General features: G+C 63.9%; 15 protein-coding genes. 5 read left to right on the plus strand and 10 right to left on the minus strand.

Annotated elements, in window-relative coordinates; translation table 11 throughout:
- Positions 1–48 precede the first annotated feature (48 nt).
- The gene (locus tag ABFD92_13255; protein MEN6505506.1) at positions 49–1,620 is read left to right on the plus strand and encodes a metallophosphoesterase; all 1,572 of its coding nucleotides are present in this window, start codon (positions 49–51) and stop codon (positions 1,618–1,620) included.
- Positions 1,621–1,698: 78 nt separating this feature from the next.
- Here ABFD92_13255 and ABFD92_13260 read toward each other — a convergent pair whose 3' ends face one another.
- The 3 genes from ABFD92_13260 to ABFD92_13270 form a co-directional block, all read right to left on the minus strand.
- Positions 1,699–1,824 carry a hypothetical protein gene (locus tag ABFD92_13260; GenBank protein MEN6505507.1) on the minus strand — a complete coding sequence of 42 codons (126 nt, stop codon included), beginning with the start codon at positions 1,822–1,824 and terminating at the stop codon, positions 1,699–1,701.
- A 215-nt stretch (positions 1,825–2,039) separates the two neighbouring features.
- Positions 2,040–3,080, minus strand: a complete 1,041-nt coding sequence (locus tag ABFD92_13265) for a uroporphyrinogen decarboxylase family protein (GenBank protein ID MEN6505508.1) — start codon at positions 3,078–3,080, stop codon at positions 2,040–2,042.
- Positions 3,081–3,250: 170 nt separating this feature from the next.
- Entirely contained in the window at positions 3,251–3,808 is a 558-nt protein-coding gene (locus ABFD92_13270; GenBank protein MEN6505509.1) for a PEP-CTERM sorting domain-containing protein, read from the minus strand.
- A 700-nt stretch (positions 3,809–4,508) separates the two neighbouring features.
- On the opposite strand from ABFD92_13270, the gene ABFD92_13275 reads away from it, so the two are divergent.
- The 4 genes from ABFD92_13275 to ABFD92_13290 all read left to right on the plus strand — a co-directional run bounded on the left by ABFD92_13275 (position 4,509) and on the right by ABFD92_13290 (position 10,248).
- Positions 4,509–5,471 (plus strand): substrate-binding domain-containing protein, encoded by a 963-nt coding sequence (locus ABFD92_13275; protein MEN6505510.1) that lies wholly within the window; start codon positions 4,509–4,511, stop codon positions 5,469–5,471.
- 142 nt (positions 5,472–5,613) lie between these two features.
- Positions 5,614–6,474, plus strand: a complete 861-nt coding sequence (locus ABFD92_13280) for an AraC family transcriptional regulator (protein ID MEN6505511.1) — start codon at positions 5,614–5,616, stop codon at positions 6,472–6,474.
- Positions 6,475–6,961: 487 nt separating this feature from the next.
- Positions 6,962–8,686: a TolC family protein gene (locus tag ABFD92_13285; protein ID MEN6505512.1), complete on the plus strand. Its 1,725-nt coding sequence runs from the start codon at positions 6,962–6,964 to the stop codon at positions 8,684–8,686.
- 11 nt (positions 8,687–8,697) lie between these two features.
- Positions 8,698–10,248 carry a copper oxidase gene (locus ABFD92_13290; protein ID MEN6505513.1) on the plus strand — a complete coding sequence of 517 codons (1,551 nt, stop codon included), beginning with the start codon at positions 8,698–8,700 and terminating at the stop codon, positions 10,246–10,248.
- A gap of 310 nt (positions 10,249–10,558) precedes the next feature.
- Here ABFD92_13290 and ABFD92_13295 read toward each other — a convergent pair whose 3' ends face one another.
- The 7 genes from ABFD92_13295 to ABFD92_13325 form a co-directional block, all read right to left on the minus strand.
- Positions 10,559–11,863: a hypothetical protein gene (locus ABFD92_13295; protein MEN6505514.1), complete on the minus strand. Its 1,305-nt coding sequence runs from the start codon at positions 11,861–11,863 to the stop codon at positions 10,559–10,561.
- A 15-nt stretch (positions 11,864–11,878) separates the two neighbouring features.
- A complete protein-coding gene (locus tag ABFD92_13300) occupies positions 11,879–13,261 on the minus strand; it encodes a dipeptidase (GenBank protein MEN6505515.1) in 1,383 nt (460 codons plus the stop codon).
- Positions 13,262–13,272: 11 nt separating this feature from the next.
- The gene (locus tag ABFD92_13305) at positions 13,273–13,872 is read right to left on the minus strand and encodes a hypothetical protein (GenBank protein ID MEN6505516.1); all 600 of its coding nucleotides are present in this window, start codon (positions 13,870–13,872) and stop codon (positions 13,273–13,275) included.
- A 94-nt stretch (positions 13,873–13,966) separates the two neighbouring features.
- Positions 13,967–14,449: a hypothetical protein gene (locus ABFD92_13310; GenBank protein MEN6505517.1), complete on the minus strand. Its 483-nt coding sequence runs from the start codon at positions 14,447–14,449 to the stop codon at positions 13,967–13,969.
- 52 nt (positions 14,450–14,501) lie between these two features.
- Complete coding sequence (locus tag ABFD92_13315) at positions 14,502–15,410, minus strand: hypothetical protein (protein ID MEN6505518.1); 909 nt, start codon at positions 15,408–15,410, stop codon at positions 14,502–14,504.
- 90 nt (positions 15,411–15,500) lie between these two features.
- Positions 15,501–16,211, minus strand: a complete 711-nt coding sequence (locus ABFD92_13320; GenBank protein MEN6505519.1) for a hypothetical protein — start codon at positions 16,209–16,211, stop codon at positions 15,501–15,503.
- A complete protein-coding gene (locus ABFD92_13325; GenBank protein MEN6505520.1) occupies positions 16,180–16,998 on the minus strand; it encodes a prepilin-type N-terminal cleavage/methylation domain-containing protein in 819 nt (272 codons plus the stop codon). The genes ABFD92_13320 and ABFD92_13325 overlap by 32 nt, the downstream gene beginning before the upstream one ends.
- Between the last annotated feature and the right edge of the window lie 121 nt (positions 16,999–17,119).

Raw genomic sequence — 17,119 nt, forward strand, 5'->3', positions numbered from 1 at the left:
GCGGGATGCATCAGGAGCGTGTGGTCTATGTTATGAAGGAGAAATCTCTTGTCCACGAAGCCAACGCTTTCATTCGCTCTTCTTGCTGCGGGCATATTGCTGATAGCCTCTGTGTGCTCCGCGGCTGCGCCGAAAACCGTCAGCGGCAAAGTCTTTCTCGACGCCAACGCCAACGGAAAGCTTGACGCCGGCGAGAAAGGGCTGGCCGGCGTGCGCGTCACCGACAGCGTCAAGTTCGTCACCACAGGTCCCGACGGGTCCTACACGATCGCCGTCAGCGACGACGAGATGTTTCCCCGCAAGGCCTCGCAGGTAGTTTCGGTGAGCTGGCCCAGCGGGCACTGGCCGGTGGGGACGTGGTGGGCGCGGCTGGACCAGATCAAAGATGCGGCGGCTGTGAATTTTGCCCTGCGCGAGGACAAAGAGACCGGACCCTTCATCTTCGCGCATATCACCGACGATCACAGCAGCGGGGCGGTGGTCGAGAACTGGGGAAAGCATTTCCCGCAGATGGGTCAGACCCTCTCCTTCGTCGTGGAAACGGGCGATCTGGGATACGCCGGCCCCGACAGCGCCGAAAAAATGTTCAGTGACATCGTCGCGCACGGCCGCACGCTGCCGGTGCCGATCTTCTATGTGCCGGGCAACCATGACTACGTCGGTGTGCATCAGACCGAGTGGTCCAAAGACGATCCGATCTTCGGCGGCGGGGCGTACACCAAACACCTGGGCCCGGTGCGATGGTCGTTCGACTATCGCGGGGCGCACTTCGTGGGCATCGACTGGGTGAGGCCCGAGGGCGGCAAGATCGAGTGCGGCATCCCGGATATCGCCCTGGCGTTCCTCAAGGCCGACCTCGACGCCGTCAAGGCCGGAACGCAAGTCTTCGCCTTTGTGCATTTCCCCAACATTCCGCCCCAGGCGCTGCAGCCGCAGAAGTTCGCGGCGGTCTATGTCTTCGGCGGGCACAGCCACGACTACGCCTCCTGGGAACAGGCCGGCGGCAAGATCATCAACACCACGCAGATCGCCCTGTGGGGCGCCGGGGCCTGCGGGCTGGTACACGTCGATGGCGGCAATGTCGAGTTTGTCTACCGCTGCGCCGGGTGCAAATGGGGCAACTGGCAGGACATGGCCCAGAAAGGCCAGCATATCGGCTTCTGTCCGCTGTTTGATCTGGCCTACAAGATCATGCCGCAGATTGAAAAGGTCCGCCAGCCCATCGCCAAACTCGCGGACAAGTCCCTGGACGTTCCAGCCGGTGTAGACGTGCCCAAGGGCACGGCCGGCGCGATGGTCGAAGCCGAGATTGTTCCGGCGGACGCCAAGACCCTGACCCTGAAGCTGCAGGGCGACAGGGCGCTCGAGCTGACGTGGGACGGTAAGTGGCTCACCTGCGACGGCATCCGCGTGCCGATGCCTTTGCGCCAATGGGAGAAGTCGGTGCGGGTTCGAGCGATCGTGGTCGGCGGCGTGATGCAGATGCAGGTCAACGGCATGTACCAGTTCGCCCGCCCGCTCAAGGACCTGGCGAAGGTGCAGGCCTCTGCCGCCGGTGGAGCGGCCACGCTCAAGACCCTCGACGTGTACAGCTACGACCCGTCGAAGATCAAACCCTAGCCGATCTCAGAAGAGCAGCGGATATCTGCCAGTTCGTGCTTGTATAGCCTGCGCTGGTCTGGTTCCCGATGAGGGTCGTCAAGCTCGATCCATGGCCGGTTTGGGCTTGACCCAGAAGTTCACACTGAACGAGCCGCTGCCATCGCCCGTTGCTTGGTAAACGCCCGCCGATAATGTCGCCGTCTCCATCATCTGAAAGTTCATTCAGCACGTCTGAAGTCTACGTCGAGCAGCCGAATGCGGCAAGTAATCAAGCAATATACTCTTGTCCTCAGGCCATCGTGGCTCTTCGGGCCTTCGGCCCTGCGCGCCACGGCACCCGGCGCGGGCGGCATCGGGGACACGCACAACGGAGTTGTGCGTGGCACCCTTCCGGCTCCCAGTCCCGGTTCCCGGTTCCCTGCTCCCGGTTCCCATCTTTACCGATGCAGCCGGCAGGCGTCGAAGTAGGCCTGCAGGTTTTCGACCGGGACGTTCTGTGGGGCCTCGCCGCCGAGGCAGATGAAGAAGCCCGGGAGGCGCTTGGCTTTCTTTAGCGTGGCGGCCACTTCGGCGGCGATGGTCTCGGGCGTGCCGGTGGTGAGAGTGGTCGTGCTGGCGCCGCCGACGATCTGGCCGCGCGGGCCCACCGCGTCAATGATCGTGTCCGGGTCGTTCATGGCCTCCATGAACAGGCCCGTCGCGCCGGCGGCAATGAAGTCCTTCGCGATCGGCTCGATCAGCCCGTCGCTGGTGGCCAGCACTTTCTTGCCTGCCTTGATCGCCGGTTCGTAAATGCGCTGGTATCGCGGAAAGACTTCGCGCCGCAGGAACGCCGGGCTGAAGATCGGCCCGCGAGCGCTGCAGAGATCTTCGTGCGCCATCAGCATCGGCGCGTCGGTAGCCGCCATGGCGGTCAAGGTGTCGACGGAGTAGTCGGTGCAGCGGTCCAGCATCGGCCTAAGAGATTCAGGCTCCGTAGCGACCATCTCCATGAAGAGCGTCCAGTCGCAGTAGTACGGCATGTAATGCAGGACGAGCATGAAGTGACCCGGCACCAGCAGCGACCGCTCGCCCAGCAGCGCCTGCGTGTCGCGATAGTTCCGGCACCATCCGTCGATGCGCTGGGCGAGGCTGATGTCGTCGTGCCTGCGGGGGTCGAAGTCCAGAATCTCCTGGCGCGTCTTGTAGATCGGGTTGGTCATCCACTGCGTCTCGCGCATGCCCCACGCCGTGCGGACGTGGTGGTCGCCCGCGGCCGCCACTTGCCCGTCAGTCAGGTCCGTCGCGCCGAAAGCCGCAAAGAGCGTCGCGTCGATGTCGAACTTCTCCAGGTACGCCAGGTAGCTTTCCGTGGGCTTGGTCCGCGGGTCAATGCCCGTGGCGCTGCGAAAGAACGCCTCGTGCGTGAGGAACTCGAACTGCGCGACACGGTCGACCTTTTCGCCGGCGATCGCGGCCAATGCACGTTTTATGGACATAGAGCAGTAACCAGTAATCGGTAATCGGTAATCAGTAATCCGTAATCGGTGAGGGGAAATCAATGTACCCGATTCAGGGGCCGGGGCAACAAAAAGAACAGCGGGCGGCTGCCTCACTGGGTAGCCGCCCGCTGCTCAATTGCCACTGATTACAGTTTACTGATAACGGATTACTGTTTCTTCCTGCGAATCAACGCCGCCAGGCCGCCGATGGCCAGCAGGCTCATCGTCGCCGGCTCGGGGATGTTGGCCATATTGATATTGCTGAAGTGCAGGTTGTCGAAGACGGGTTCGCCGCTCCAGTGGGAGACCTGGATGGATTTGCCGGTCCCGGAGAACGTAGCGACAGCAGTGCCGGAGCCCATGCCCCAGCCCTGGGTAAACAGCACGGTTCCTCCCATGTCGACATCGCTGTAAATAGTGATGGCAGACCCGACCGGAACAGACACGAAATCCAGGGTGATCTCCGTGTCGAACCCGTTGGGCATATTGGCGATGAACTGGCGAACGCCGCCGTCTCGGACGGTTCCAGGCCGGCTGCCGTTGCCGACGACGAAAGAAATATCGTAGTCCGGCCCGCCGACGCCGTTGTAGTACTCGCCCACGGCCGTTCCCGCGGGTATGCCGTTGAAATCCAGCGTGATAACGGCAGCGCCGACCGGGGCGGTCAGCAGCCCGCAGAACAGGACAACAGCGACCACTGCCAGAATCGTCTTGAAACTTGTCATCTTGCACCATCCTTTTCTTGAGTTACTGTTACGGGCCAACACCAGAGTGTACTTGCGCATTTTGCTGCTCCTTTACAATAAATGCCGTTATCTGCAAGCAGGCATCCGCGAACGCGTCTCGGACGCCGCCAAGTCGTTTGTGGTTCAGCCGCGCGTCCTGCCAAGCCGCGGATGGGCCAGAAGGCTTATCGTTGCCGGCTCGGCGACCGGAGTACATTGGACCTTGCCGGCACGAGCCCGCGTACCGGTCCTTCTGACGCGCCTCCTGTCGGGGGGCAGCCGCCAGATCGACTGCTGCCCAGCCCGGCGCGTCAAGGCAGAACGAGCATACCATGAGTCTCCATTTTGTATACGGACATTTACGAAAAACATGTAAGACATTTTTACGACAGGGATCATGGGAAAGCTAGTGATGATAGGATGCTAGATCGGACATTTTCGACAAATGGTTCTTGACCCAGACCGCTTCGGCGGTAACAATCTTGCCATGAGCTCAGCGACACAAAAAGCCACACGCGTACTCTTGTTGGGAATCCCGGACGGGGCTCGGGATGCAGCTTACGAATATGGGCATTCGGCCGGGTGGGTACTGACGGCCACCAACTGGGACAACGCCCACCAGAGAGCCTCCGACTACGCTCGCCGATGGGATTGCGCGGGTATTATCAGTTCGTTGCCATTTGGTCCCGGCGACAAGCCCATGCCCGGTTGGGCCGACAGCCCCGTGCCGGTGGTCGAGACGTCGATGACGCAACCTGCGTTGAAAGTTCCCCGCGTACTTTGCGACCACCGCCAAACCGGGGTTCTGGCGGCGCGGCACCTGATCGAGCGGGGGTTTCGCAACCTGGCGTATTGCTGGCTGGGTTCGGTTTGGATTCTAAACGAGCAGGAGTCCGGCGTTCGAGAGGCGGCCCAGGCGGCAGGGGCGGCGTACACGCGCATGGATTTCCCCGCGCGAGGGGCGGCGCAGTTTGGATGGGACGCCGCACGCTTTCGCCTTTGGCTGGCGCAGGAGATCGCGGCGCTGCCCAAACCCGCCGGCGTCATCTTTGACAGTGGTTGGATCGCCCTGGAGGGCATTGAGGCCTGCCAGGAAGCGGGCTTCATCGTTCCTTCACAGGTGGCCGTGGCGAGCTGCATGGACGAACCGACCCTCTGCGAGAACGCTACCGTCCCTATCACCGCCGTGCCGCTCAATCAGCGCAGGCAGACCGGAGAAGCCGCTGCCCTGCTCGATCGCCTGATGCAGGGGCAGGCGCCGCCCGTCGAGCCGATCAAGGTCGCCCCTGAGCCGGTCGTCGTCCGCGCCAGCAGCGACATTCTCGCCACGTCGGACGAGCGCCTCGCCAGAGCCTTGAGGCTGATCTGGAGCGGGTTCACCAACCCGCGCCTGGGCCTGCCCCAACTGGCGGCCGAGGCGGGGCTGTCTGTCACCGGGCTCAACATCCTTTGCCACAAGCATCTTCACTGCACCGCCGGTTCGCTGCTGCGAGGCAAGCGAGTCGAGCGGGCGATGGAACTTCTGGCCTCATCGACGATGAACGTTTCCGAGGTGGCAATCGCCAGCGGATACGCCACAGAAAAGCAAATGCGCCGCAGCATCGAGGCCCGGACCGGCATGACGCCCCGCGCCTGGGGCAAGGGTCAGAAACAGCAGTTGTGAGTTGTGTGTGGTCCTATGCTCGCACCGAACATGCCTTTCCCGCTGTACGACCGGGATTCTTCTGGCGTGAGGGGAAATTAAGGCACAATAGCATTCTGCCGGCCACTCATGGTATATTCAGTTTTCAACATCCGGAGTTGCCATGACCTCATCAGCTAATCCCGAGACCCCGATACCGCAGGATGGCCACTTCAGTGCGCCGGGCTCGAACGACCGCTTCGTCACCTGCCAGGAATTGCCCCAGTTGTCCGCCCATCACATTCACATGGTGGGCATCTCGACGTGGACGACGCATTCGAGATCGTTCTCGCGATGCCACCAGGTGCCGCAGTTCGCGGCCGTCATCGGCGGGCGGTGCGAGTTCTGGGTCAACGGCGAGTGGCGCAGCGCCCGGACGGGCGACTTGTTCCTGTGCCCGGCCGGCTGCGCCGGCGGCGTGCAGGTGCGGTCCAGGAAGGCGACGTTCGTGGCGGTTCTGTATTCGTCTGCTGCCGTCGAGACTTGGATCGGCCCCCAGAGCGTTCTTCACCCGGTGGACGTCTGGGGACTCGATCACGCCGCCAGCGGTCTGCTGCGCGAGTGGTCTGCCCAGGCCCCGGCCGACGTGGTCGAATGCCTCGTCGACCTTCTGCATGCTCAAGCCGTGCGGTTGATGCGCCAGCAGCCTCTGCCGGGTCGCCTGGCGGACTTGTGGGAGACGATCGAGCAGGATATCGGCGGGCAGTGGACGCTGGAGCGCATGGCGGGGCTGGTGGATCTGTCCGAGCAGCACCTCACGCGCCTCTGCCGCAGCGAGTACAACGACAGCCCCGTGGCGTATCTGGCCAAGCTGCGCATGCGCCGCGCCGCCCAGTTGCTTCAGGTTACCGAGTCCTCCATCGCGATGCTGGCCTCGCTGGTCGGCTACCAGTCGCAGTTTGCCTTCAGCAACGCCTTCAAACGGCACTTCCAGATCTCTCCGATGGGATACCGTCAAAGACTTCGCCAAGCCGAGGCGACGTGACCGGGCATTTGTCAGCGTATAAGCGTGAGCAACATCCAGAATGCCTGACGGGGCCCAAGAAAAGACGCGGGCTCAGTTGGGAAACGCTGGCCTGATCCATAGAATCAGTGTGTTCAATGTGGTCGCAGTACGCTTAGCTGTTAACGTAGGGAGGCCAGATGGGGGCCAGGGCAGGACTTGCCGGAGCATTGCTTTTCCTGGCGATGCTGGGGACGGGATGTTCGCAGGCCATCATTGCCGACTCCCTTAAGGCCAATGATCCCGGGATTTCGCAGTCCCCGACCGGACAGCCTCCCGTGCCGCCTGAGTCGTTGACGATTGCGCCGACGGGCATGTCTCCGGTGGCGACGTCTGCAGTCGAGCCCGACGCCATCCTTCCGACTATGGACGAAGCCTACCGGACGCGCCGCCTGCCGCGCGGGGCTGCCTCTATGCCGGCGACGCGCCCATCCCCGGCGCAGCATCACCGCCACATGGGAGGGGCGCCATGATGTCTTCACCGGACGGAAGAACCTATCGCATCGCCGTTGGGCTGTCGGCCCTGCTGGCGGTCCTGCTATGCTGCCTGAGCAGTTGCACACCGCCGGAGACGGGATTCGCCCAGGTGCGCAGCCAGTCGCAGCGGCGCAGCGGATATGGCCCGTCCTGGACGCGCGGTATAGCGGAAGACGAACTCGTCAATCGCATGGTCGCCGAACTGCTCAGCGACGAACTGACCCTCGACAAGGCCGTCCAGATCGCCCTGGTCAACAACCGCCGCCTGCAGGCGACGTTTGAAGAGCTCGGCGTCCGTCGCGGAGCCCTGATTCAGGCGGGCCTGCCGGAAAACCCCGTCTTCTCCGGCGACTGGCGGTTCTTCAGCAAAGGGGTGGCCTTTGAAGGCGTGCTGACGCAGAACGTCATCAGCATCATCACGATCCCAATGCGCCGTGAGCTGGAAGGCAACCGTTTTGAGGCCTCCAAGCTTAACGCTATCGAACAGACCATCCACCTGGTGGCCGACATCAAACGCGCCTTTTTCAGGTATCAGGCCAGCAAGCAGATGGTCGAGATGCTCCAGCACGTTGTCCAGGCCACAAAGGGATCCTACATGCTGATGGAGCGTCTGCGCGAGGCGGGCAATACTCGCCAGCTCGACGTCTTCCGAGAGCGGGCTCTGTATGAGGAAGCCAAAGTCGCATTAAATCATGCGGTAGCGACCGTGGCGGCCAATCGTGAGCAACTCAACTCGCTGATGGGGCTTTGGGGTCCGCAGACCCAATGGGAAACGCCCACGCGCCTTCCGGAACCGCCGGGGCATCTGGGATTGCGGCCGCACGAAGATTCTCAGGGCGTGGCGGCTATAGACCTTGGCCAGTTTCCGCCAAAGGGCAAAATGACGACCACAGCACCCACGGCCACAGCGACGGGTCAGGTTCAGACGCTGGCCCAGCGGTTGGCGGGGCCCCCGACATACAAGCAGATTGCCGGTGCGAGGGCAGGAATACTGGGTCCCGGCGAGGTCAAACAGGAAGACGTCCCGGTGGAGCAGCTATGGAGGGTAACAGGACCATCTTCAGAGCGGTTCATCCAAGTCGAGCGGCGGGCGATGGAAGAGAGTCTCAACCTGGCGATCGCCTGGCGACTGGTGCAGGCACAATCTGGACGCCTCAAACTCGACACGACACTGGCGATCTTTCCCTTCCTGGACGCGGGGGGCACGGCTGAGCGCAACCCCGAAGGCAAATGGGGGGCAGGTCCGGCTGTCAGTTCCCCTATCCCGTTGTTCGATTGCGGTCAAGGCCAGGTTACACAGGAGAGCTCGCGTCTGCGTCAGCGTGTGGAGCAGTATGCGGCACTGGCGACGGAGATCCGGGCGATTGCCCGCTCGGCCGAAGCTGGCTTCCAAGCCAGCCGCTCCCGCGTTTTGTACGTGCGCGACGTGATCATGCCATTGCACGCGGCTTTGGTGGCCGAATCACAGCTGCAATACAACGCGATGCAGATCACGCCGTTCCAGCTTCTATCGGCCAAGGTGCAGCAGATTCAGGCCGGTCAGCAATACGTGCTGGCGCTGGCGGAGTATTGGCTGGCGAGGACGGATCTCGAGCAGGTGCTTGACGGCTCGCTGCCGCCGGGTGTTTCCAGCCACCTCATGGCGATGCCTGCGGCAGGAATGCTTCCTGATGCACCCGGGCCGGGCGTGGGGCGACAGGAATCGCGGAATCCTTAAGGGTGATGCTTATGCCAGCGTCGCGACAAACGAATCCTTCGTCTGATCCCAGCGCAGCCCCCAAGACGCGTCGAAGCGTGCTCAAGGCCGGCGCCGGCGTGCTGGCCGGGGCGGCGCTGGCGGGAGTCGACAATGCCCATGGGCAACTGCCCACTGCGCCGGCGACCACGGCGACTTCACCGGCGACCACCGCCCAGACGCAAAGGACGAAGTATGACCGGTATCTTCACGATACCCGCAACGACGCATGGCGGGCCAAGGTGCTGGAGGGCGAATCGCTCGAGCGGCAACTGACGCGGACCGAGCGGATCGATCCAGCCCGCCCCCTGCCGCCGGGGCTGCCGGGGCAAGACTATCTGCCGGTCATCACGCCCAATAACGTTTCGCTGCCTTTTAAGATCGTCGACGGGGTCAAGGTCTTCCACTTGGTTGCCCAGGAGATCCGCCACCAGTTCGCTCCGGGGATCGAGGCGTTCACCTGGGGCTATAACGGACGCGTCAATGGACCGACCATTGAGGTCGTCGAGGGCGATCGGGTCCGGATCTATCTGACCAATCATCTCCCCGCTCCGACCAGCCTGCACCCACACGGATTCCTGCTGCCCAACGGTTTGGACGGCGTCAGCGGGCTGACTAACCCGCCGGCCCTGCCCGGCGAGACATTCAAGATCGAGTTCACCATCCGCCAGCACGGCACGTTCATGTACCACAGCCATCATGACACCATGACGCAGGAAGGCATGGGTCTGACGGGGATGGTCGTGATGCACCCGCGGCGTCAGTTGCATACCGTCGAGGAGATCGGCCTGCCGGTGGACCGGGATTTTGTCATCCTGCTCCAGGAGTGGCGCGTGGAAGTGGGGGCCCATCGCATCAACCCCTTCAGCATGGACTTCAATCTTTTCACGATGAACGGGGTTGTTTTTCCAGCGACCGAGCCGCTGGTCGCCCGACTGGGCCAGCGGGTGCGCCTGCGATTCGGTAATCTCTCGCCCATCGACCACCACCCGATCCACCTTCACGGCTACGAGTTCGCCATAACCGCCCACAACGGCTTTCGTGTGCCCCCGGCCCAGCAGGTCATGCAGGTGACGGCGCTGATTCCGGTGGGGCGCACGCAGGAATGGGAGCTGCTGGCGTTGAATCCCGGCGACTGGATTTTCCACTGCCACATGACCCACCACACCATGAATCAGATGAACCACCTCTTTACCAACCTGGTCGGAGTGGCCCCCGGCGAGACGGATAAAGAGATTCAGCAGCTTCTGCCCAACTACATGACCATGGCCACTGGCGGGATGAATGATCGTACCGGGCGCCCCATGCACCCGATCCCGCCCAACTCCATCCCGATGAAGAACGAGGACGGGCCGTTTGGGCCGATCACCTTCGGCGGCATGACCAGCCTCTTCAAAGTTCGCGCCCAGATCAGCGATGAAGACCTGGCACGCAACGCCGATCCGGGATGGTACGATCATCCGCCCGCAGAGATCGCTCAGCCGGCGACGGGCGACGAATTGCGGCGCGACGGGATCAACCCCTCAGGCGCCAGCCGCTCATAGGAGACTCGCATGGCGGGGACATTGCGGAATCTTGCGACGGTCCTGGCACTGCTGGCGGCGTCCATCTTTGCCGGCTGCGGCGACCATGCGGGCGGGGCAGAAACCGATTCAGGAAGACAGGGCTTGCCCGAAGCCCAGGGCGTGCCGCCCGGTCCCTTGCGGGCAGCGACGCGCCCGAACGTGGCCAGTCATCCCAATTCCCCCGCCCCGGCTAACGCTCCGAATGACAAACCTGCACCAATAGTCCCATAGGCGCATGCAGGTTTCTCTGCGGCCTTTGCGGGCTCTGCGATTCGTGCAGTTTTCGCGGTCAGCCGGCGCAGCGGGCGGCTTCTTCTTGGGCGATGGCGGTCCATTCCCACAGGCGCTGGGGCTGGTAGCGGACGGTGGAGATGTCTTTGAAGATCAGTTCGATATGGCAGCGTCCGCCCGCCAGGTCCAGCACTTGGCGGATGTGAGCCCGCGCTGCCTCGGGGCGCCAGTGGTCTTCGGCCAGCAAGGCGGGGTTGGGTTTGAAGCTGAAGATGTAGCGGTCGCCGACGGCCTCGACGGCCTTGGTCAGGTCTACCCACGGGCTCATCGAGACCTTCCGCAGGTTGGGCACGCGCTGGAGCAGGCCCATCTTCAGGTGCAGCGGTTCACAGCAGCCGTAGTACGTCAGGCCCCAGCGGCTGAGCCATCGCAGGTCGTGTTCGAGGGCGAACTGCCAGTGCATCTCGGGCGAGACTTGCGCGAAGATCTGGGCGTTCGAGCAGCCCCACATATTGTGAGGCCGCACGCGGGCGGGGTCGTAGTCGCCGCCGGGCAGGCCGCTGACGTACCCGTATCCGCCTGAGCCCACGCGGATGTTGCGGTTGTCCAGGCTCAGGGCGTTGAGTGCGACGAATTGGTCGAGCTCGACCATCCAGGCGTCGACCATGCGGTCGACGGCGGCATGGACCATCTCCGGTCGGTTGACCAGGTCGACCATCGCCTCCTCGACGCCCCACCAGCGGATGAGGTAGTCCCACGGGGTGAACCAGATGTGGGTCTGCCCGACCTGGCGCACGGGCATGATGTCCTCGTAAAGGTCGCGCATCGTCTCCAGGGCGATGCGGCTGGCCGCTTCGTTGTGGGTGACGGTGGGCATGCGGATCTTCTCGATGTCCTCCGGCCCGGATATCTGGCGGTGGAACCGGCGGCTGTAGATGCCGCTGGCGGCGTCGGTGGTGGCGATATCGACCTCTTCGATGATCCCGAAGTCGCTGGAGTGCAGGGCTAGCGGGCATTCGAGGAAGTCGCTGACGACCATGTCGGCGGGCATGTGCTTCCACTGGTAGAGCGTCTGGCGCATCTGGGTTTCCTGCTCGCGCGCCCAGGGGTGGCTCGTGCGCAGGGCCAGTTCGCCGTCGACGTCCATCTCGTGCCAGGGAATCTCATTCACCCAGACCATCGGGCGCAGCGAGTCCAGGTCGTTTAGGCGCGTCCAGAGCGCTGCCGTGTCACGGTGGACGCTCATCGCGGCGACCTGGGCGACCCGCTCGGCCAGCTCGCGAAGGACCGCGCGGTCGGCGGGCGGCAGTTCGATCGGTTCGGTGGTCGGGGCCGGCGTGACGTGGCTGGGGTCATGAAGCATGTGGCATCTCCTCTGTCAACGGTTGCCCAGGTGCTCCAGCAGGGCGGCCGAGGCGATGGATCCGCGGTAGAGCTGGTCGAGCTTGAAGTGCTCGTTGGGACTGTGGAGGTTGTCCTCGGGCAGACCAAAGCCCATCAGGACCGCGTCGAGCCCCAGGACGCGCTGGATCAGCTCCGTCACCGGTACCGACGCCCCGCACCGGATCAGCACCGGGCTCTTGCCGAAGGCCTCGCTGACAGCCGCCTGCGCTGCCGTCATCGACGGGCTCTGCGTCGCCAGCATCACCGGCCGCGAGGAGGCGTGGAACACCAGGTCGCTCGCCAGGCCCGGCGGGGTGTTGGCGGCCACGAACTCGGCCAGCGCCTGTTCGATCTTCCAGGGGTTCTGGTTGGCGACCAGTCGCATCGAGAACTTGGCCGAGGCGCGGGCCGGGATGATCGTCTTGGAACCCTTTCCCGTGTATCCGCCGACGATGCCGTTGCAGTCGAGCGTGGGCCTGGCCCAGAGGCGCTGCAGGGCGGGCAGGTTCTTCTCTCCGCCGCCCAGGCGCCCGTCGCGCACGCCCAGGAACGTCGCCATCGCCGATTCATCGAAAGGCAGGGTCTCCCACGCCCGGCGCTCGGCATCGGTCAGCGGCAGCACGTCGTCGTAGAAGCCCTTGAGCGTCACGCGGCCGCTCGCGTCGTGCAGCGAGGCGATCATGGCCGTCAAGGCGTTGACGGGATTGGCAGCCGCGCCGCCGTACTCGCCGCTGTGGATGTCGCGATTGGGTCCGGTGAGGGTCAACTCGGCGTAGACCAGCCCTCGCAGGGCGTAAGTGATGCTCGGGATGCCATCGGCGAAGAAGGACGAGTCGCTGATGACGGCGGCGTCGGCGGACAGCTCGTCTTTATGTTCGAGAATGAACGGCTCCAGGTCGGGCGAACCGATTTCCTCTTCGCCCTCCAGCAGCAGCGTGACGTTGACGGGCAGGCCCAGCGTCCGCTGCCAGGCCTCGATGGCCATCACGTGCGTGAAGAGCTGTCCCTTGTTGTCATTGGCGCCGCGGGCATAGACGGCGCCGCCGCGGACGGCGGGCTCGAAGGGGGGGCTGGTCCACTGGTCGAGCGGGTCGGCCGGTTGGACGTCGTAATGACCGTAGATGAGCACGCGCGGCGCGTCGGGCCCGGCGGCGGCCGGTGCGTGGGCCAGCACGTTGGGCTTGCCGGTGGTGGGCACAACGCGTGCGGAGCATCCGGCGGCGATGAGCCGCTGCGCGAGCCATTGGGCGCAGGGCGTGCAGGCGTCGGCGTCGCCGCTGACGTTGGCGATCGAGGGGAAGCGAAGCAGATCCATCAGCTCGTCGAGGTGCCGCGAGCGATGGGTTATCAAGTATTCGGCGACGGCGGGGGCAAGCATATCGGACCTCATCAGACAGTTGGTTTGGGTTTCCAAAATTGCCACCAGGCCCGCCGCGGCGGCGAGGCGGACGCGGGCGGGGGCATCGACGGACCGGGGCTGGGGAGTCTGGCCAGCAGGTCCCGCAGGTGGTCTTGGGCGAACTGCTCGGGGGCGGCGTGGTAGGGGACGTCGGAGTGGAAGAACGCCCCGGGCGGGGGCAGTTGCTCGTGCGGGGCGTAGAACTTGAGGGCTTCCTGCAGACAGAGGGCGGCCTGGCAGGCGGCCAGGCGCGCCTCGGCGGGCGAGGCGGCCTTGCGCGACTCGATCATCATCAGATCGCTGAGGCTGAGCCATTGGCCCAGGTCGACGATGCGGCTGGGCTGGGGCTTGGGGTTGATGGTCAGACACTGGCCCTGTTCGTCGTGGGGCAGCGGGTCGCAGATGAAATCGAAGTCATGGCAGGCGTTGCAGGCTTTGCACCGGGCCTCGACACGGACAGGTCCGCTCTGCGAGGGGGCCACCGGCTCGCCTTGAATTTCAAAAGGCCCCTTGCCGCAGGCGCTGCAGAGGCGAACCATCAGGCAGAGGCGAATCTCGTTGAAACTATGTGCGTGTGGAAGGGAATCCATCTGTAATGTCACGTGCCGCTACAACCACTGACCGGACTTTTCGCCCCGGTCCCTCGAGTGCCCCGCCCGTCTGGCGCTATTGGCGGTCTTGTGCCTACTGCTGCGCCGGCGGGGACGCCTCGCCGGGAAGATCGAACTCGCCGCTACCGGTCTTCGGGGCCGGCGCCGCGCCCGCGGGGTCGGCCCCGCCGGTCGCGCCGCCCGGCGCTGCGGGCTCCGGCGTCGCCGGGGCCGGTGCCGGCGGCGGTGTCGCGTCGGGCAGCGGCGTCGGCTGTGTCGTCGCCGCCGCGGCGTCAGTGGTGGGAGCAGTGGCCGGTTGCGTCGTCGCCGGGGCGGTTGTCGTGCTGGGAGGCAATGCCTCCCCAATGGCCGGAACGGTCTTGCGCCGGTTGATCTCGGCAGCCAGTTCCGCCTGGTCCGCCGCCAACGCCGGATCGACAAAGTCGCTGACGGTGCTGACAGGAGTGTCCTTGGTCGCGTCATGTTTCTCGGCGCGAGGCGGAACAGAGTCGTTTCGTCTGCAGCCGGCCATCGTTATGACGGCCGCCAGAAGCAGTAATGTTGCGTATCTCGTCATTGACCCGTACCTCCTGGGCACATTATACATCGGCAGGGGCATGGCAGGTCCATCAGCCCGTGATGATGTTCCAAAATGTCTTGGCCAATCCGCGGACCAGGGCGAAGTTGGCCACTCCGGCGGCCACCAGCGCCGCCAGCATCGTCAGCACCAGCGCTCGCAGTTCGATCTCATTGATGCCTTCGCCGGCCGGGGCCCAATAGATCGTCACCAGCAGCAGGTAGACGGCGCCCTGGACGAACCAGAGCCACACCGGCACTTCGGTGAACAGCGACCACTCGAAAAACCGCGGCGCTTTCTCGGTGCTGAAGAAATTGGCCAGTTCCTTGCGCTGGGCAGCGTCCTGCAGTTCCAGCGGCTGGATCTTCACCACGTACGGCGAAGTAGGCGCGACGCGTTTGTGGATCTGCAGCGCCAGTTCCTGGGCTTTGAGAGCTTCGGCGGCGGCGGCCTCGGTGGCCTGCTTGAACTGTGGCGAGACGGTCGGGGCGGTGTTGTAGTTCGAGGCGATGTTGCGCATCAGCACCGCGGCCAGTTCGGCGACCTTGCGCGCCTCGGCGTCGAGTTTCTCCGCCTGCAGCATTGCTGCCGCCGGCGCCGTCGCGGGGCGCGTGGCGGAGTCTTTGTGAACCTCGACAGGAACGGCGAGGGTTTGCGCCGCCGTCAGCAGTCGCCTGGCGGCGGCGACCATCTCCTTCGCCGAGCGCGGTTCCTGCTCGAAGACGTCGACCCCGGAGTATTCCTCCTTGGCGCCGGCGTACTTGAGGGCCTGCTCGTTGCCTTCATCGAGGGCGCCGCGATTGCGCATGACGACATAGAGGCTCGATATGGCTACGAAGTACACCACCGACAGCACCCCGAAGAAGACGGCCACCTCCACCATCGACAACAGCGTGTATCCGATCGACTCGGAGAGCGACTGCGGCTTTTTCAGGATTCCTGCCCGGGACAGCAGACTCATCGGATGCTCCTCATACTCGCAGCCCCCATTATTGGCAGAGCGAGCCCCAATGACAAGGCCAAAAAGCAGCTCCCCGTCCACTCGCGTTGGTCAACGCAGCGGCGCGGGGATCAAGGCTGCGATATTGTCGGCCGTTAGAATCGTGTAGTGGTCGCTGACGCTGTGGCCTGTGCTGGGCGCTGCGGCGGCGAGAGCGGCGCGGCGGGCGAGGGCAATGGCGCTGCCGCGGCGGATCAGTTCCAGCGCGGGCGAGGCGGCGTGATCGGCGTTGCCGACGAAGACCGCGCGCCCGCCGGCGTCAAAAAAACGCCGCAAGGGTGCGGTCATCTGCACGTGCGTAAAACTCCCCGGCGACGAGACCACCACCACCTGGGGCGAATGCGCCGCGATCGCCTGCTCCAGGGCCGGCGTGTAATGATCGTCAATGGCTACGCCTTGGATGAAGGGGTTGAAGACGGACACCTCGTGTCCGGCCTCTTTCAGCAGCGCGGTCAGCCGCCGCTCGCGGCGGGCATAAACGCCGTGGGGGTCCTCGACGAAAGCCACAATCGAAATGCGCTTCGGCGGCGAGCAAAAATCTGACATGGCCCGCGCCACGTGCTCGGACAGTTCCTCCTGAAACGCTGCGCCCGTCAGCACGCCGCCGGAGCGGCCGCCCATCGTGCATACCACGATCGTCACCGCCACCGCCAGCAATACCGCCGCAAAAATCAGGCCACGATTCTGTGAAACAAACGACACAAGGATCCCTTTCCTTAAAATACCGCCTTCAATCTGTGAACAGCGTGATCGACGAGTCATAGAAACCGTTCCACAACGAGGGGTCACCCGTCCCGCCCACAGCCGTAGGGTCTTCGCTGTCGTATCCGGCCTCCGTCATTGTCAGCGACCGCACGTTGCCGTCGGCGAAGACGACGTTGAATTTGGACCCGTGGCGCGGGTCGGCCGGGCACTGCAGCCCTGAGCCCGAGTCGCCCCAGCGCCCTTGCAGCGCCACCGGCGGGTCGAGGGTGTAGGCGTGTGGCTGGCCGGTCATGGCGTTGTCGCCGAAGGAGTCGCCGACGAGGATGGTCTGGGCGGGCTTGGCGATCTGGCTGCGCACCACGGGACCATATCGCCGCAGTCCCGTCGCCTGCGGGGCGAAGGGGCCAAACGTCATCCAGTTGTATCCGTACGAGCCGGTGCGGGCGTAGTCGCCGCGGTTCTTGCCTGGCGGGAGCTGATACTTTGAAGCCGCAATATTCGGGCAGCGAAACCCATTGCTGATAATCATGTTTCCGTTGGAAGGAAGGCTTTCGATGTTCGGATCGACCACCGACCCGCCGATATAGGGCCCCAGCAGAGTGATCCATCGCACCTGCGGGTTGGTCTTGGACCGCACCGTGGGATAGCTGTCATTGTTCGCCCGAGTGTAGGCATTCATGGCTCGGCCGATCTCTTTGATATTGGTGGCACAAACGACACGCCGGGCATCCTGAAGTGAATTGCCTACCACCGGAACCAGGATCGAAACCAACACCGAGATGATCGCCACCACGACCAGCAACTCCACCAGCGTGAATCCTCCTGTTCGATACTTGTCGTTCATAGGCCTTCCTTTTGTTGAAGCAGAATATTTTCAATCAGTCCCTCGATCGAGAAAGTTCACCATAGTGAACTTTCTATGGTACGCCAAACAAAAACACAAAAAAATTATGGCGTGGTCGGTG

The organism is Planctomycetaceae bacterium (assembly GCA_039680605.1).
Classification (GTDB): domain Bacteria; phylum Planctomycetota; class Phycisphaerae; order SM23-33; family SM23-33; genus JAJFUU01.

Bases quoted from the DNA above. Each gene is read 5' to 3' on its own strand.
- ABFD92_13260 (MEN6505507.1), bottom strand. From the start codon at position 1,824: ATGAACTTTCAGATGATGGAGACGGCGACATTATCGGCGGGCGTTTAC.
- ABFD92_13265 (MEN6505508.1), bottom strand. From the start codon at position 3,080: ATGTCCATAAAACGTGCATTGGCCGCGATCGCCGGCGAAAAGGTCGAC.
- ABFD92_13270 (MEN6505509.1), bottom strand. From the start codon at position 3,808: ATGACAAGTTTCAAGACGATTCTGGCAGTGGTCGCTGTTGTCCTGTTC.
- ABFD92_13275 (MEN6505510.1), top strand. From the start codon at position 4,509: ATGCCCGGTTGGGCCGACAGCCCCGTGCCGGTGGTCGAGACGTCGATG.
- ABFD92_13280 (MEN6505511.1), top strand. From the start codon at position 5,614: ATGACCTCATCAGCTAATCCCGAGACCCCGATACCGCAGGATGGCCAC.
- ABFD92_13285 (MEN6505512.1), top strand. From the start codon at position 6,962: ATGATGTCTTCACCGGACGGAAGAACCTATCGCATCGCCGTTGGGCTG.
- ABFD92_13290 (MEN6505513.1), top strand. From the start codon at position 8,698: ATGCCAGCGTCGCGACAAACGAATCCTTCGTCTGATCCCAGCGCAGCC.
- ABFD92_13295 (MEN6505514.1), bottom strand. From the start codon at position 11,863: ATGCTTCATGACCCCAGCCACGTCACGCCGGCCCCGACCACCGAACCG.
- ABFD92_13300 (MEN6505515.1), bottom strand. From the start codon at position 13,261: ATGCTTGCCCCCGCCGTCGCCGAATACTTGATAACCCATCGCTCGCGG.
- ABFD92_13305 (MEN6505516.1), bottom strand. From the start codon at position 13,872: ATGGATTCCCTTCCACACGCACATAGTTTCAACGAGATTCGCCTCTGC.
- ABFD92_13310 (MEN6505517.1), bottom strand. From the start codon at position 14,449: ATGACGAGATACGCAACATTACTGCTTCTGGCGGCCGTCATAACGATG.
- ABFD92_13315 (MEN6505518.1), bottom strand. From the start codon at position 15,410: ATGAGTCTGCTGTCCCGGGCAGGAATCCTGAAAAAGCCGCAGTCGCTC.
- ABFD92_13320 (MEN6505519.1), bottom strand. From the start codon at position 16,211: ATGACTCGTCGATCACGCTGTTCACAGATTGAAGGCGGTATTTTAAGG.
- ABFD92_13325 (MEN6505520.1), bottom strand. From the start codon at position 16,998: ATGAACGACAAGTATCGAACAGGAGGATTCACGCTGGTGGAGTTGCTG.